We start from the raw sequence: 14,341 nt of genomic DNA, 5'->3' as shown, positions 1-14,341 counted from the left end.
CGCGCACCTTCGCTCGGGGGTCGGTGGCCGCCCGGATCCGGGGCCGTCGCGAAGCTACTACGGGCATGTAGACGTTCGCCAACCCCGCCGTCGGAAGTTCACCGACCGTACGGCTGCGCGACACCGGGGCCGAAATGACCGATCAGCGCCGCCGCCACGGAGGCCAGGACGGTGGCGGACGGGACGGTCCGGTGCGCGGCGTCGCCGAACAGCACGAGGGCGGTCACCGCGGCCGGTGTGCCCGCCAGCGGCAGGGCGACGGTCAGCGCGGCGAGCAGGCGGGGGCGGGGGCGGGGCGCGGGGTCCGGGTGGGTCACGGCGGTCTCCTTCGGGCTCGACCCGCGCCACGATGCCGCCTCCCGCAGCGTCAGGTGCAAGTCCTTTTCCGCCGCCGCCGACGTGGGGCCGGCTGCCGTCGGCCCTTCCTCAGGTTGCCGCCACCCGCCGCCACCCCGGCCCGTCCGCGGCCACCGGCGCGGCCGCGAAGTCGTAGCGCAGCAGGTCCGGTCCGAGCGCGAGCAGCGAGATCGAGGAGGAGCCCCAGATCCGTCCGTCGCCGAAGTCCCGCCGCTGGACCAGCGCGGCGTCCGCGTCCGGGGCCAGCCCGTCCCCGGCGACGATCGGCAGCCACCCGCCCCAGGCCGCCTCGGCCGGTCCGTCGGCGGTCGGTCCGGGCCGGGGCACGGCGGTGAAGCGGGACCGGAAGTGGGCGGCCCGCGCGGCCATCAGGGCGCGGATCCGCTCGGAGGCGGTCCGGCCGGCCGCCAGGCCCTCCAGCCCGTCGTTGAGCACCACGCTCAGGCCGGACGGCAGTTCGCGCTCCTCCAGCCGCCCGCCGCCCCAGCTGAACACCCGGGCGCCGTCGGCCCGGGCCAGGACGAGGTGGAACGGGTCGTACGGGGTGAGGTCGAGGTGGCCGATCCCGCCCTCCCGGAGGGCGGTGAGCGGCAGCCGGCCGCGGGTGCGCCGGGCGTCGGCGGGGGCGAGCGGGCCGAAGCCGTTCAGCAGGCAGGCGGCGGTGCGCCGGCCGGGGTCGACGGCCAGCCAGGTGCCGCCGGCCGCGAGGTCCAGTCCGCCGAGCAGTTCCGGACGGTCCGGCCAGTGGTGGTCGGGCGGCAGCCAGGCGCGGCCCAGGTACTCGTCCCGGACGGACAGCAGCAGCACCGGGACGGCCGCTCCGGGCTCGATGCTGACGAACGCCGTGCACACGACCGTGCCCCCTGACCTCGACCTTCGGCGACCTCCTGCCGACGATCCCCTGCCAGCGATCCTCGCACGGTCGTTCGTACGCCGGAAGTAGCCGGAAGTAGCCGGAAGTGGCCGGGGACGTGCCCGGGAAGTGGCCCAAGGAACGGGTGGCCGAACGCACCAGGACGCCAGGCCACCGCGCTCCTAGGCTGGCGGCCATGACGACGAACGAGACGACGGCCGTGACGACCGGCACGCACGGGGCCCCGGTGCCCGCCCCCGAGCAGCGCCTGCTGATGCACAAGCTCGCCCCCGCCTACTACCAGGCGATGATCGCGGTGGACCGGGCCTCCCGGGAGGGCCTCGACCCGGTGATCGCCGAGCTGGTCAAGGTGCACGCGTCGATGATCAACGGCTGCGCCTTCTGCATCGACATGCACTCCACCGACGCCCGCAAGCACGGCGAGCAGGACCACCGCCTGGTCTCCCTGCCGGCCTGGCGCGAGACCCCGTGGTTCACCGCCCGCGAGCGCGCCGCCCTGGCCCTCACCGAGTCGGTCACCCTGCTGACCCGGGGCCACGTGCCGGACGCCGTGTACGCGGAGGCCGCCGAGCAGTTCGACGAGACCGAGCTGGCCCAGCTGATCGCGCTGATCGCCACCATCAACGCCTGGAACCGGATCGGCGTGTCCACCCGCATGAGCCCGGCCGCCAGGTGAGCGCCGCGGATCCCGCCGTCGGGCGGGAGAGGGCCCGGCTGCTGCGCGAGCTGCACCGCCCGGGCGAGCCGCTGGTGCTGGCGAACGCCTGGGACGTGCCGAGCGCCCGGCTGGTGGCCGCCGCCGGGGCGCGGGCGGTGGCGACGGCCAGCGCGAGCGTGTCCTGGTCGCTGGGCAGCGCGGACGGCGGCGGCGCCGACCCCGAGCAGGTGCTGGCCCGGACCGCCCAGGTGGTCCGCGCGGTCGATCTGCCGGTCACCGCGGACCTGGAGGGCGGCTACGCGGACACCGCCGCCGGCGTCGGCGGGACGGTCGCCGCGCTGATCGCCACCGGCGCCGTCGGGGTGAACCTGGAGGACGAGGGCCGTCCCCCGGAGGAGGCCGCCGAGCGGATCGCGGCCGCCAGGGCCGCGGCGGACGCGGCCGGCGTGCCGGTCTTCGTCAACGCCCGCACCGATGTCTTCCTGCACGGGATCGGCGCCCCGGAGGGCCGGTTGGACGACGCGGTGCACCGGCTGCGGGCGTACGTCGCGGCGGGCGCGGACGGGGTGTTCGTCCCCGGGGTGGCCGACCCGGAGACCATCGCCGCCCTGGTCGCGGCCGTCCCGGCGCCGCTGAACGTGCTGGCCGGTCCCGGCTCCCCGGCGGTCGCCGAACTCGCGAAGCTCGGCGTGGCCCGGATCAGCCTGGGCCCGGGCCTGGCCGAGGTGGCGTACGCGGCGGTCCACCGGGCCGCCCGGGAGGTGTACGGGAGCGGCACGTTCGGCGCGTTCGCCGAAGGGCTGAGCTACCCGGAGCTCAACCGGCTGTCCGCGGGCTGAGCCCCGCGGCCCGGGTGCCGCGCGCCGGATGCCGCGCGTCGGGTGTCGCGCGTCGAGTGCCGTGGGCGGCCGACCGTTCGGGGGTCGGCCGGCCGCCCACGGGCCGGTCGCCGGGCGGGTGCGCCACCGGGCCGTCCGGTCACCCGGCCACCCGGCCACCGACCGCCCGGTCACCTGATCGGCGGTCGATCAGTTGAGGACGTGCCCGCTGAGCCCCGGGTGGTCCAGCTGGTTGGTCCCGATCGCCTCGATCTCGTTGGCCGGCTTGCCGACCAGCGGGAGCGTGCCCACGGTCCTCAGGGCGAGGTCGGCGGGAGAGACTTCGAGCCCGTCGGTGAGCCCGCCCGTGACGTCCGGGGAGGAGGCGGTCTGGGTGGTGGCGGAGGCCGCCGGGACGGCGAGGGCGAGGCCCGCCATGGTGAGGGCGGCCAGGGTGGCGAGTTTCTTCATGCCCTGGCGAACGACCCGGACCGCCCTCAGGTAACCGGCCGGCTCAGACCGTCACCCACAGGGTGCGCACGCTGTTGCTGACGAACGAGGCGATCGGCTCGTTCGTCAGCCCCTGCGCCGGGGCCAGCCCGGGGAAGCGGGCGAACAGGTGCCGCAGCGCCGTCTCGGCCTCCAGCCGGGCGAGCCCGGAGCCGAGGCAGAAGTGCGGGCCGTGGCCGAGCGACAGGTGCTTGGCGGGCTGCCGGGTGAGGTCGAAGCGGTCCGCGTCCGGGTAGTGCCCGGAGTCCCGCCCGGCCGCCGCGTACGAGGCCAGCAGCGCCTCGCCGCGCCGGATCACCACGTCGCCGACCGCGATGTCCTCGGCCGCGTAGCGCAGCGGGAACTGCCCGACCGGGGAGTCGAAGCGCAGGGTCTCCTCGACCACCGCCGACCACGGCTGTTCCCCGTCCAGGACGAGCCGCAGCTGGTCCGGGTGCGCGAGCAGGGCGCGGACGGCGTTGGTGATCAGGTTGAGCGTGGTCTCGTGCCCGGCGACCAGCATCAGCAGCAGGGTGCCGACCAGCTCGGCCTCGCTGAGCCGCTGCCGGTCGAGGGGGTGGCCGGCCTCGCGGACCGCGATCAGGTCGCTGGTCAGGTCGTTGCCGGGCTCGGCCCGCTTGGCCGCCACCACCGAGGCCAGCAGCGCGTTCAGGCCCCGCTGCGCGGCCAGGGCCGCCGCCGGGGTGGCCGAGCTGGAGACCATGGTGTCGGAGAGCTCGTGCAGTTCGTCCTGCTGCTCCAGCGCGAGGCCGAGCAGTTCGCCGATCACCTGCATCGGCAGCGGGTAGGCGAAGTGCCGCCGCAGGTCGAACGCGCCCTCCAGCTTCGCGACCTCGTCGAGCAGCGCGATCGTCCGGGCCTCGACGGCGGGGGCCAGGTCGGCGATCCGGCGCGGGGTGAAGGCCTGCGAGACCAGCCCGCGCAGCCGCCGGTGGTCCTCGCCGTCGGCGGTGACCATGCCGGGGACGGCGATGAAGTTGAGCAGCGGCCAGCCCTCCGGCAGCCGTCCCTCCCGGAAGGTGTTCCAGAGCCGGGCGTCCTTGCCGACCCGGGGGTCGGCCAGCAGCGACTGGAGGGTGTCGTGGTGGGTTACCGCCCAGACCACCACCCCGCCAGGGAGCTCCACCAGGACCGCGGGGCCGGCCGCGCGGAGTCGGGCGTTCTCGCCGTGCTGGTCGCGGCCGAAGGGGTCGAGTCTGATGGGCTCAGCGCGGGTTCCGGCGTCGGTGGTGGTGTCCATGCGGGCCTCTCGGGGGCTGGCGGGCGGGGCGGGGTGAAGGCGCTGTAGAGCACCGGGAGGGCGGTCAGGGCCCGGGACCACGGGGACGGGCGCCAGGTCAGCTCTCCGGCCGGTACGGCCAGTTGGAGATCGGGGAGGCGGTGCAGCAGGGTCTCGACGGCGGTCTCGACGATGATCCTGGCCGGGTGCTGGGCCGGGCAGACGTGCCGGCCCGCGCCCCACGCCAGGTGCGCCCGGTTGCCGCCGAGCGAGCCCTGGGCGGCGGCGGACACGCCCTGCGCGGCCGGGTCGGCGTTGGCCGCGGCCAGGCCGAGGACGAGCATGTCGCCGGCGCTGATGTACTGGCCGCCGAGCACGGTGTCGCCGGTGGCCCAGCGGCCGGGGAAGTTCTGCGTCGGCGGGTCGCGCCAGAGCACCTCCTCCAGCGCGTCGGAGACGGTCAGCCGTCCGCCGGTGAGGGTGGCCCGGAAGCGCCGGTCGGTGAGCAGCAGCCGCAGGGTGTTCCCGGTCCAGCAGATGGTGGTCTCGTTCCCGGCGACCATCATCACCACCAGGTGGTGCACCGCCTCCTCGTCGGTCAGCGCGGCCGGGTGGGCCAGCAGCCAGGAGGTGAGGTCGGCGCTGGGCGTGGCCCGGCGGCGCCGCACCAGGTCGACCAGGACCGCCTGGAACTCCTGGTTGGCGCGCACCGATTCGGCGCCGCTGTCGGCGATGTGGTGGATCAGCCGGATGAGGTGCGGGCCGGCGTCGGCGGGCAGGCCGAGCAACTGGGTGAAGACCAGCAGTGGCAGCCGGCGCGCGTACTGGGCGACCAGGTCGGCGGTGCCGTCCGGGCCCCAGCCGTCGATCAGCCCGTTGGCGGCGGCCTCGGTGGTGCCGCGCAGCTGGCGGTGGTCGATCTGGGCGAGGGTGTCCGAGACGGCGCAGCGCAGCCGCTGGTGCTCGGCGCCGTCCAGGTTGAGCAGGGTGGGCCGCCAGGAGGTCATCGGCAGCAGCCGGGAGTCGGCCGCCAGCCGGCCCTCGGCGGGCACCCGCCAGCGGCGCGAGTCCTTGGAGAACAGCGCCTCGTTGCGGGTGAGTTCGAGCAGCTCGGCGTAGCCGAGGACGAGCCAGGCCTCGACCCCGGGCTCCAGCTCGATGGGGGCGACCGGCCCGTAGCGCTCGCGCAGCCGGGCGTACAGGCCGTGCGGGTCCTCGGCGACGGCCGGGCCGTACAGCGGGGTCAGCGGGACGCCCACGGGCAGTCCGCCGGGCAGGCCGGTGCCGTGGGCGACCGGGCACCCGGCGGCGCCGGGGGGTTCGGGGGTGGTCATCCCTGGAGCTCCAGGATCGAGCTGCGGTGCAGGTGGTCGACGAAGTCGATCAGCAGGTCGTAGGACTGCCGGCGGTCGCGTGCGTCGCAGTGCAGGATCGGCACCTCCGGCAGCAGGTCCAGCGCCGAGCGCAGTTCCTCCTCCGGGTAACCCGGGGTGTCCGGGAAGGTGTTGACCGCGACCGCGAACGGGATGCGCTGCTCCTCCAGCCGGCCGAGCACGTCGAAGCTCTCGTCCGGGCGGCGCAGGTCGACCATGGCGATGGCGCCGAGCGCGCCGCGCGACAGGTCGTCCCAGAGCGGCCAGAACCGCTGCTGCCCGGGCGTGCCGAACAGGTACAGCGCGAGCCGCGAGTTGAGCGTGATCCGGCCGAAGTCCAGCGCCACCGTGGTGGTGGTCTTGCCGGGGCGCCCGGTGAGGTCGTCGATGCCCGCGCTGGCGGCGGTCATGGTCTCCTCGGTGCGCAGCGGGGTGATCTCGCTCAGCGAGCCGACCAGGGTGGTCTTGCCCACCCCGAACGGACCGGTGACCAGGATCTTGACCGCGCCCTGCACCGAGGAGGGCAGGTACTGCGGTCCGTCGGCGGCACCGGCCGCGTCGGTTGCGTCCGGGGCGTCGGGGACGGCTTCAGCGGAGTTGGCGGAGGCCAACGAGCACCTCCTCCAGGAGGGTTGCGGGCAGGCGTTCGGCCTGCGGGACGGGCGGGAGCACCTGCACGGCGCCGAGGTCCCAGAGGTCTCCGACCAGCACCTTGACGACGCCGAGCGGCAGCCCCAGGTGGGCCGCCACCTCGGCGATGGACAGCAGGCTGTGGCAGAGGTCGAGGATGCGCCGGTGCTCGCGGTTCAGCAGCGGGTGCTCGGGCAGGTCCGGCGGGTCGGGTAACGCGCTGACCAGGCTCTCCAGGGCCAGCTCGGCCCGGGTGGAGCGGCTGCGCCCACCGGTGATGACGTACGGCCGGACCGGGCCGCTCACCGGTGGCCCCCCGCCGCGTGGTCGACGCGCGGCGGGCTGGTGAGGTGGGTGCCGATCCGCTCGACCAGGACCTGCATCTGGTAGGCGACCAGGCCGGCGTCGACCGCCTCGCTGGTCACCACGGCCAGGTGCGCGCCGGCCCCGGCGGCGACGACGAAGAGGTAGCCGCCGCCGTACTCGATGATGATCTGGCGGGTGGCGCTGCCCGGCCCGCCGAAGCCCGTCGCGACGCCGCGGGCCAGCGACTGCAGTCCGGAGCAGGCGGCGGCGAGCCGTTCGGCGTCGTCGCGGGCGATGCCGGCGCTGCGGCCGATCTCCAGGCCGTCGTTGGAGACGACGACGGCGTGCTGGACCTGCGGGACGGCGATGATGTCGGCGAGCAGCCAGCCGAGATCAGGGGTGGTGGTCATGGAACTCTCCGGAGCGCTGGGGAAGTCGGGGGGAAGCGGGAAGGGAAGGGTCGGACTGGGCCTGGGCCCGGGCGGCGGTACGGCCGCTGGCGGTCCCGGCCTGGAACATCGCCATGAACGCCTGCGCGTCCCGGGCCGAGCGGTAGGGCGGCGCGGGCTGCGGTGGGGGAGCGGCGTGCTGGGCGGGGCGGCCCGTGCGGCCGCGCCGGTGGCTCCGGCGGGGCAGCGGGGGCGGGGTGTCGCCGGTGGCGGCGTGCCGGCCGGACGGCGGGGTCTCCAGCAGGGGGTGACCGACGGGGGAGGCCGGTCGGGGGCCGGGGTTGAACGCCCGGTCGTCCGGACCGAGGCCGGGGACGGTGGGCGGCAGCGGCTCGGTGAGCAGCGCGTTGGGCAGCAGCAGGACCACGCGCACGCCGCCGTACGGCGAGGGCGCGGAGCTGAGCGTGACCCGGAAGCCGTACTGCTCGGCGAGCCGGCCGACCGCGGCCAGGCCCAGTTGCGGGACCTCGCCCAGCCGGGAGACCTCCAGGGTGCTGCCGCCGGCCAGCGCGGCCGCGGCCTTGACCACGGCCTGCTCCGGCATGCCGACGCCGCCGTCGTCGATCTCGATGACGGCGCCGTTGTGCACCGGCATCAGGGTGACGAACACCTGGGTGCTGGGCGGGGAGTAGCGGGTGGCGTTGTCCAGCAGTTCGGCGATCGCGTGGATGAGCGCCTCGGCGGCGGCGCCGACCACCGCGGTCTCGGTCCGGCTGCGCACCACCACGCGCTGGAACGGCAGGATGCGCGACTGGGCGCCGCGGACGACGTCCTCCAGGGGGACCGGTTCCGGCCAGTGCCGTCCGGCCCGCGCGCCGCACAGCACGGCCAGGGTCTGGGCCAGCCGGGCCTGTTGGGCGGCGGCGTGGTCGGCCTTGAGCAGGCCCTCCAGCAGGGCCGGGTCGTCGTGGGTGCGCTCCATCTCGTCCAGCAGCGCCTGCTGGTCGTGGGCCATCACCAGGATCCGGCGGGCGACGCTGAGGAAGGCCCGCTGGGTGGAGGCGGTGTGCTCCTGCTCCTGCTGGACGGCGGCGAGGTCCTCGCCGCGGCGGGAGAGTTCGGCGGCCAGTTGCTCCTGGAGGGCGGCGAGTTCGCCGTGCAGCCGGTCGGCGCGGCGGCGCTGGGTGACGGACACGGCGCGGTACCGCGCGGCGGCCACGAGGGCGAGGACGGCGAGTACGCCGGTTGCCGTTACGGACCACTGAGTCATCGTCACGCCGCGAATTCTAGGGTGATGATCCTACGAAGGTGTGAACGGATCTCGCCAAGTGACCGGATCTCGTCAATATCGAGTCAATTCGGCGCCAATCGGCACTCGTTCGACCCCGATCCCTGCGCCTGACGAGCCAGGGGAGCAGCCCGGCCGGCACCGGTGGGAACGCCGGAATCGAGCCCGACGGCCGGATCGCGTTCCGCGATGTGTGGGGCCCGTGTGCACGGTGTTACGGAAGGGGCGTCGTCCGGTGCAGGAGCAGCAGAGCCACGTCGTCCGGCCGGGACCGCCGCTCGGTCACGTTCAGGGTGAGCAGATCGGCCAGCCGCTCCAGCGCCGGTGCCGGGCCGATCCGCCCCGGACCCGTCTGCCGCGCCCACAGTTCGAGCCCGCCGAGCATCCGCTGCACCGACTCGTCGTAGTCCTCCTCGCGGTCCTCGACCAGCCCGTCGGTGTACGCCAGCAGCGTCTCCCCGACCGCCAGCCGCTCCACCGCCAGCGGGTACGGCTGCTCCGGGTCCACCCCCAGCGGCGGCCCGCCCGGCAGCTCCAGCTCGACGGCCGCGGCGTCGGCGGTGATCCGCACCGGCGCCGGGTGCCCGGCCCGGGCGGCGGTCAGCGCGCCGTCGGCCGGATCCAGGGTCAGGTAGAGGCAGGTCGCGAACAGCTCGGTGTCCAGCTCGGCCAGCAGCCGGCTGGTGCGGGTCAGGGTGGCGGCCGGGTCGTGCCCGTCCGTCGCGTACGCCCGCAGCCCGCTGCGCAGTTGGCCCATCACCGCGGTGGCCTCGGCGTTGTGGCCCTGGACGTCGCCGATCACCAGCCCGATCCGGCCCTCCGGCAGACGCAGCAGGTCGTACCAGTCGCCACCGATCTGCATGCCCTCGGTGCTCGGCAGGTAGCGGGCGGCAGTGGCGATCCCGGACAGCCGGGGCAGGGTGCGCGGGAGCATCGCCCGCTGCAGCTCGGAGGCCCGGTGGTGGTGGGTGTCGTACAGCCGGGCCCGCTCCAGGGACTGCGCCAGGATGCCGGCGAAGGCCGAGTACAGGGTCCGGTCCTCGCGGCTGAACACCCGCTCGGCGGCGAAGGTGATCAGGCAGGAGCCCACCTGCTGCCCGGAGGCGACCAGCGGCAGCACCGCCCAGGCGGCCGGGGCGAGCGGATCGCGCCGGGAACGGGCCGCCGAGGGTTCGCTGAACAGCGGGGCGGAGCGGGCCAGCGACCGCTGCATCACGCCCTCGGACAGGTCCGCCAGCCGGGTGAGTTCGGTGCGGCGCGGGCCCCCGTACACGGTGTGCGAGACGGGCAGCAGCCGGCCCGCGTCCACCAGGTCCAGGACGATGCCGGCGGCGCCGAGCGCCGGACGGGCGACGTCGGTGACGGCCGTGGTGACGTCCCGGACGGTCACCGCCCGGGACAGCGCCCGGGTGAGCGTCAGCAGCAGTGCCGTCCGGGCGGCGGCCGGGGAGTTCCGCTCCTCGGCCGGCGGCTGCTCCCGGTACCCGGCCTCGGCCAGCAGCCCGGCGATCCGCACCGGCCGCCCGTGCACGTCCAGCATCACCTCGCCGGACTCCTCGACCCGGGCGGGCCGGCCGCCGGGCCGCAGCACCCGGTAGCCGATCCGGTAGCGGCCGCCGGTGGCCAGCGCCTCGGCGAGCGCGGCCTGCACGTCCGGCAGGTCCTCCGGGTGGACCAGCCGGTCCAGCTCGGGGGCGGCGCCGTCCGGGGCGGCCGGGCGGCCGGTCACCCGGAACGCCTCGGCGTCCCAGTAGCTCTCGCCGGTGACCAGGTCGCGCTCGAAGGCGCCGTGCCCGGCGGCCCGCACCGCCAGCGACAGCAGCGGGTGGGCCGGCCCGGCCGGGTGGCCGTCCGCCGCCCGCGGACCCTCGGGCAACCGGACGCCGTAGGGTGCGCGGGTGCCGTGCGGCAGATGGGCGTCGGCGTGGTCCAGCAGGTGCGAGAGCCGGTGGGCGCAGGCCTCGGCGACGGTCTCCAGGACGTCCAGGTCGCGGCGCGGGACGGTGCCCCGGTGGGCCAGCGCGAGGGCGAGCACCCCGATCGGCCGCTCGTCCACGACCATCGGCAGGGCGATCACGGCGACCATCCCGGTGCCCAGACCGGCGTTCGCGTTCGGGTAGTCGACGCTGGTGTGCTCGGGGCTGAGCAGGTACGGGCGGCGCAGCCGCAGGGCCATCGCGGCGGGCAGCTCCCCGGCCGGATCGACCACGCCGTAGCGCTCGTGCGCCCAGTCCGGCAGCCCGTGCGAGGCGGTCAGCCGGAGCATCCCGGCGGAGTCCAGCAGGTACAGCGCGGACCCCTCACCGGTGATCCAGCTCGGGCCCTCGGCCAGTACGGTGCCGAGCAGCTCGGCGGCGCTGGTGCAGCCGAGCAGCAGGCGCACGCAGCGCATCGCACTGCGCGCGGTCGGACTGTCGGCGGGCTCCAGGGGCACTGACCCTTAATACCCCATTTCCCCAAGCGGTGAATGGTTCCTCAAGAGGTGAACGGGGACCGGGCCGTCGCACCGGCACCGGCACCGGCACCGTCATCGGCACCGGAGAGGTGGCCGTCCGTGCCGGCGGCTGTCCGGGCGCGGCCCGGCGCGGGAAGCCGGTCCGGCCGGGCTGTCCGCGCGCGGGCGGTGCCGCCCTCCGGTCCGTGCGGGCCGGCCTCCTACGCGGGCCAGGCGCGGAGGCCGGTGGTGAGGGTGGTGATGAGGCGGTCGTGGGTGGTGGCGAGGTCCTCGGCCAGCCGGAAGCCGCCGGCGGTGGTGAGGGAGGCGAAGCCGTGGGCGAGGGAGCGGACGGTGCGGGCGGCGTGGATCGCCTCGGAACCGTCGAGGCCGTACTCCCGCAGGACGGCGATGATCACACCGACGAGCCGGGCGCCCGCGCGGGCCAGGTCGTCGTCGGGCTGAGGGGCCTGGGGGAGGGCGTTGTAGCGGTGCGGGTGCGCGGTGGCGTACGCGTGGTAGGCGCGCAGCACGGCGGCGACGGCGTCGTCCCCGCTGCGCCCGACGGCCGCCTCGGCCAGCCGGTCGGCCAGGTCCCCGGTGACCCGTACGGCGATCAGTAGCCGCAGTTCGGCGAGGCCGCCGCTGACGTGCTTGTACAGCGAGGGAGTGGCGACCCCCGCCCGGGCGGCGACGGAGGCCAGCGTGAGGGCCTCGGAGCCCTGCTCGTCGATGAGGGCGAGGGCGTGGTCGACGACCTGGTCGGGGGTCAGTCCTACGCGGGGCATGGGTTCGGGCTCTCCGTACGGATGACGTCGGGTGGATCGGGCGGGTTCGGGCAGGAGCGGGCGGTGGGGACGGGCGGGGCTCAGCCGAGCTCGGCGAGGAACGGCAGCAGGGCGTCGGCGGTGGCCGTCGGGTTGTCGGCCATCGGGTAGTGCCCGGACCCCTCGATCATCACCTTGCGCGCGCCGAGCGCGGCGGCCTGCCGGTCGGCGACGAGCTCCGGCTTCGGGAAGTCGGGGTCCTTGCTGCCCATGACCACCAGCGCCGGGCACCGCACCGCGGCCGTCCAGCCGACCGGCGCCGAGTCGCCGTGGACGTACCCGCGGGTGGCGGTCTTCCGCCCCGGGGTGCGCAGCGCGGCGACCAGTCCGTCCACGTACGCGTCGAAGTCGGCGGGCTTGGCACCCGGGAAGGCCATCCGGCGCAGGTAGAAGCCCCAGGAGGCCGGCCAGTGGACGAGGGCGGCGCCCATCAGGCCCATGGCGCCGCGCATCAGGGCGCCCGGCGGCGGGTTCTCGACGAAGGCGTTGAGCAGGACGATCCCGGCGACCCGCTCGGGCGCGTCCCCGGCGGCCCTGACGACGGTCGCCCCGGTGTAGGAGTTCCCGGCGAGGACGGCGCGCTCGATGCCGAGGTGGTCGAGCAGGGCGAGGACGTCGCCGGCGATGGCGGCCGGGCCGTAGTCGTCCCACTCGACGGAGGACTCGCCGAAGCCCCGCAGGTCCACGGTGACGACGCGGTGGCCGGCGGCGACGAGCAGCGGGCGCAGGTGCCGGTAGGCGGCCCGGCTGTCGAGCATGCCCGGGAGCAGGACGACGGGGGTGCCGTCGCCCTGCCGGGTGTCGTCGAAGGCGATCCGGCCGCCGGGAACGGTCAGGTACTGGGTGCTCGGGGTGATGGTGCCGTTCATGGGGGTCCTCCTCGGGCCGCCGGTGCGGGGCATCGGCGTGCAGGCCGATAGCCATAAAGCTAAGGCTAATAGCCTTAGCCGTCAAGCGAACGGCCGGGTGAGGGATGGAACGGAAGGAGCGGAAGCGGCGGAAGCGGCGGAAGGGGTGGAAGGGGCGGAAGAGACGATCAGACTCCCTCCACCTTGAACGGGTCGTGCTCGCTGAGCAGCTTCTCCAGCCTGGCCTGGTCCACCCGGGTGACCATCTCGTTGGACTCCTGCCGGTCCCGGATCACCTTCGCCAGCGTGAATGCCGAGGTGACGGTGTAGAGGAGGCCGATTCCGAGGAAGGCCCTGGTCCATCCGCCGACCGGCAGGTAGGCGATCCCGACGGCGAGGGCGACGCCCGACAGGGCGAAGGAGAGGACGGCCTGGATGTGGTACGCGGCCGTGGTGCGGGTCTGCATCGATGTGCTCATGGCGCCAGGATGTGGCCGCCCGGACGGGGCGCACATGAGTAGGAGTACTCAGATGAGGCCGTGCGCGAGGGAGGTGTTCGCCGGTGTCGTTCGTTGACGTCCGATCACTTTGCCCTAGGCTGCTCCGAACGGATGGCTTGGAATCAGAGCCTCCTAGGATTAACGTTTGATAACGCAGCGCGGTTGTCAACGCCGTACCCAGACGGCACCGTGCGCCGTCGCCTAATCCCGCCGACCCGCCTCCGGGCAGGTCAGGGAGCCGGGGAACCACGTTCCTTGGGGTGAATCGGCGGGGCTCCGGCCCAGCCGTAGGAGACCTTCCTGCTCCGAACCCGTCAGCTAACCCGGTAGGCGCGAAGGAAGGAAAGGAGCGCGCCTCCGTGGCGTCGACGCACACCCCGGCACACCCGGCCGGCTTCGCAGCCGGTACCCAGCTCCTCGACCACCCCGGCACGGACGGCCCCGAGGCCTTCGGCCCGGAGGACTTCCCCGCGGAGGTCGAGACCAACCGCCACCGGATGCCGCGTCAGACCCGCGGAGCCTCCCCACTGCTCGGCGTCACCGCCGTCGCCGCCACCCTGGGCGCCACCGGCTTCGCCTCGGCGACCCCGGCCGCCGCCCCCGCCGTCGAGGCCCCGGACGAGACCCCGGTCGCCCTCTCCGCCGACCCCGGACTCGCGCTCGCCGCCCGCATCCAGCACCAGGCCGACAGCCAGCGCACCGCCGCCGAGGAGACCGCCCGGCTCCAGGCCGCGCAGGAGGCGGAGGCCAAGGCCGTCGCCAAGGAGGCCGAGGCCAAGCGCGCCGCCGAGGAGGCCGAGCGGGTCAAGGCCGCCGCCCTCACCCTCCCGGTGAAGGACTACCGGCTCTCCGCCCACTACGGTCAGAGCGCCCGCTACTGGGCCAACCTGCACACCGGCCTGGACTTCGCCGCCGACACCGGCACCCCGGTCTACGCGCTCGGCCAGGGCACCATCACCTCGGCCGGCTGGGCCGGCTCGTACGGCTACCGGATCGTCGAGACCCTGCCCGACGGCACCGAGATCTGGTACTGCCACCTCTCCTCGATCACCAAGGGCTCCGGCAAGGTCGCCCCCGGCCAGCAGATCGGCAAGGTCGGCGCGACCGGCAACGTCACCGGGCCGCACCTGCACATGGAGGTCCGCCCCGGCGGCGGCGCCCCGGTCGACCCGGAGCCCTGGCTCCAGCAGCGCGGCCTCAACCCCTGACCCGCGCGAGAAACCCGGCGCACCCGCGAGAGGCCCGCGCACCCGCGCGAGGAACCCGACGCGCACGCGAGAAGGCCCCGGCCCGGAGCAGCGGCTCCGGGC

General features: G+C 75.1%; 16 protein-coding genes and 1 riboswitch. Of the genes, 3 read left to right on the top strand and 13 right to left on the bottom strand.

Annotation, left to right across the window (positions count from 1 at the left end; all coding sequences use genetic code 11):
* Positions 1-98: 98 nt before the first annotated feature.
* Both ACFVUY_RS00080 and ACFVUY_RS00075 read right to left on the bottom strand, forming a co-directional pair.
* Positions 99-317 (bottom strand): hypothetical protein, encoded by a 219-nt coding sequence (locus tag ACFVUY_RS00080; protein ID WP_380547324.1) that lies wholly within the window; start codon positions 315-317, stop codon positions 99-101.
* Positions 318-426: 109 nt separating this feature from the next.
* Positions 427-1,209, bottom strand: coding sequence for an NRDE family protein (locus ACFVUY_RS00075; RefSeq protein ID WP_387726235.1), 783 nt, complete (start codon positions 1,207-1,209; stop codon positions 427-429).
* A gap of 197 nt (positions 1,210-1,406) precedes the next feature.
* Here ACFVUY_RS00075 and ACFVUY_RS00070 point away from each other — a divergent pair, with 197 nt between their 5' ends.
* A complete protein-coding gene (locus ACFVUY_RS00070; RefSeq protein ID WP_387693950.1) occupies positions 1,407-1,907 on the top strand; it encodes a carboxymuconolactone decarboxylase family protein in 501 nt (166 codons plus the stop codon).
* On the top strand, positions 1,904-2,728 hold the full coding sequence (locus ACFVUY_RS00065) for an isocitrate lyase/phosphoenolpyruvate mutase family protein (RefSeq protein WP_387726232.1): 825 nt from the start codon (positions 1,904-1,906) through the stop codon (positions 2,726-2,728). Before ACFVUY_RS00070 ends, ACFVUY_RS00065 begins: the two co-directional genes overlap by 4 nt.
* A gap of 189 nt (positions 2,729-2,917) precedes the next feature.
* Here the strand turns inward: ACFVUY_RS00065 and ACFVUY_RS00060 are convergent, their stop codons facing one another.
* The 11 genes from ACFVUY_RS00060 to ACFVUY_RS00010 form a co-directional block, all read right to left on the bottom strand.
* Positions 2,918-3,178, bottom strand: a complete 261-nt coding sequence (locus ACFVUY_RS00060; RefSeq protein ID WP_387693952.1) for a hypothetical protein — start codon at positions 3,176-3,178, stop codon at positions 2,918-2,920.
* A 43-nt stretch (positions 3,179-3,221) separates the two neighbouring features.
* Entirely contained in the window at positions 3,222-4,322 is a 1,101-nt protein-coding gene (locus ACFVUY_RS00055; RefSeq protein WP_387726229.1) for a cytochrome P450, read from the bottom strand.
* Positions 4,307-5,770, bottom strand: coding sequence for a cytochrome P450 (locus tag ACFVUY_RS00050; protein WP_387726226.1), 1,464 nt, complete (start codon positions 5,768-5,770; stop codon positions 4,307-4,309). Before ACFVUY_RS00050 ends, ACFVUY_RS00055 begins: the two co-directional genes overlap by 16 nt.
* Complete coding sequence (locus tag ACFVUY_RS00045; RefSeq protein ID WP_380354874.1) at positions 5,767-6,420, bottom strand: ATP/GTP-binding protein; 654 nt, start codon at positions 6,418-6,420, stop codon at positions 5,767-5,769. The genes ACFVUY_RS00050 and ACFVUY_RS00045 overlap by 4 nt, the downstream gene beginning before the upstream one ends.
* The gene (locus ACFVUY_RS00040; RefSeq protein ID WP_359897915.1) at positions 6,398-6,745 is read right to left on the bottom strand and encodes a DUF742 domain-containing protein; all 348 of its coding nucleotides are present in this window, start codon (positions 6,743-6,745) and stop codon (positions 6,398-6,400) included. The genes ACFVUY_RS00045 and ACFVUY_RS00040 overlap by 23 nt, the downstream gene beginning before the upstream one ends.
* The gene (locus ACFVUY_RS00035; RefSeq protein ID WP_359897914.1) at positions 6,742-7,155 is read right to left on the bottom strand and encodes a roadblock/LC7 domain-containing protein; all 414 of its coding nucleotides are present in this window, start codon (positions 7,153-7,155) and stop codon (positions 6,742-6,744) included. The genes ACFVUY_RS00040 and ACFVUY_RS00035 overlap by 4 nt, the downstream gene beginning before the upstream one ends.
* The gene (locus ACFVUY_RS00030) at positions 7,139-8,404 is read right to left on the bottom strand and encodes an ATP-binding protein (RefSeq protein ID WP_359898088.1); all 1,266 of its coding nucleotides are present in this window, start codon (positions 8,402-8,404) and stop codon (positions 7,139-7,141) included. The genes ACFVUY_RS00035 and ACFVUY_RS00030 overlap by 17 nt, the downstream gene beginning before the upstream one ends.
* Positions 8,405-8,636: 232 nt before the next feature.
* The gene (locus tag ACFVUY_RS00025; RefSeq protein WP_387726223.1) at positions 8,637-10,856 is read right to left on the bottom strand and encodes a SpoIIE family protein phosphatase; all 2,220 of its coding nucleotides are present in this window, start codon (positions 10,854-10,856) and stop codon (positions 8,637-8,639) included.
* A gap of 221 nt (positions 10,857-11,077) precedes the next feature.
* On the bottom strand, positions 11,078-11,644 hold the full coding sequence (locus ACFVUY_RS00020) for a TetR/AcrR family transcriptional regulator (protein ID WP_387693955.1): 567 nt from the start codon (positions 11,642-11,644) through the stop codon (positions 11,078-11,080).
* Between the two features lie 80 nt (positions 11,645-11,724).
* Positions 11,725-12,552: an alpha/beta fold hydrolase gene (locus ACFVUY_RS00015; RefSeq protein ID WP_387693956.1), complete on the bottom strand. Its 828-nt coding sequence runs from the start codon at positions 12,550-12,552 to the stop codon at positions 11,725-11,727.
* A 167-nt stretch (positions 12,553-12,719) separates the two neighbouring features.
* Positions 12,720-13,010 (bottom strand): YiaA/YiaB family inner membrane protein, encoded by a 291-nt coding sequence (locus ACFVUY_RS00010; protein ID WP_359897908.1) that lies wholly within the window; start codon positions 13,008-13,010, stop codon positions 12,720-12,722.
* Between the two features lie 209 nt (positions 13,011-13,219).
* Positions 13,220-13,378: riboswitch (cyclic di-AMP (ydaO/yuaA leader) on the top strand.
* A gap of 12 nt (positions 13,379-13,390) precedes the next feature.
* Between ACFVUY_RS00010 and ACFVUY_RS00005 the strand changes: the two genes are divergently transcribed.
* On the top strand, positions 13,391-14,239 hold the full coding sequence (locus tag ACFVUY_RS00005) for a M23 family metallopeptidase (RefSeq protein WP_359897907.1): 849 nt from the start codon (positions 13,391-13,393) through the stop codon (positions 14,237-14,239).
* Positions 14,240-14,341: the final 102 nt, after the last annotated feature.

Source organism: Kitasatospora sp. NPDC058063, from assembly GCF_042885395.1.
In the GTDB taxonomy this organism is placed as follows: Bacteria; Actinomycetota; Actinomycetes; order Streptomycetales; family Streptomycetaceae; genus Kitasatospora; species Kitasatospora lactacystinica.
Note: the sequence above shows the minus strand (reverse complement) of the source record. Positions and strands in the feature narration are given on the sequence as shown.

What these genes read in the sequence shown, in the direction of transcription:
- ACFVUY_RS00070 (WP_387693950.1), top strand. Translation starts at nt 1,407, where the DNA reads ATGACGACGAACGAGACGACGGCCGTGACGACCGGCACGCACGGGGCC.
- ACFVUY_RS00015 (WP_387693956.1), bottom strand. Translation starts at nt 12,552, where the DNA reads ATGAACGGCACCATCACCCCGAGCACCCAGTACCTGACCGTTCCCGGC.
- ACFVUY_RS00030 (WP_359898088.1), bottom strand. Translation starts at nt 8,404, where the DNA reads ATGACTCAGTGGTCCGTAACGGCAACCGGCGTACTCGCCGTCCTCGCC.
- ACFVUY_RS00050 (WP_387726226.1), bottom strand. Translation starts at nt 5,770, where the DNA reads ATGACCACCCCCGAACCCCCCGGCGCCGCCGGGTGCCCGGTCGCCCAC.
- ACFVUY_RS00060 (WP_387693952.1), bottom strand. Translation starts at nt 3,178, where the DNA reads ATGAAGAAACTCGCCACCCTGGCCGCCCTCACCATGGCGGGCCTCGCC.
- ACFVUY_RS00035 (WP_359897914.1), bottom strand. Translation starts at nt 7,155, where the DNA reads ATGACCACCACCCCTGATCTCGGCTGGCTGCTCGCCGACATCATCGCC.
- ACFVUY_RS00020 (WP_387693955.1), bottom strand. Translation starts at nt 11,644, where the DNA reads ATGCCCCGCGTAGGACTGACCCCCGACCAGGTCGTCGACCACGCCCTC.
- ACFVUY_RS00010 (WP_359897908.1), bottom strand. Translation starts at nt 13,010, where the DNA reads ATGAGCACATCGATGCAGACCCGCACCACGGCCGCGTACCACATCCAG.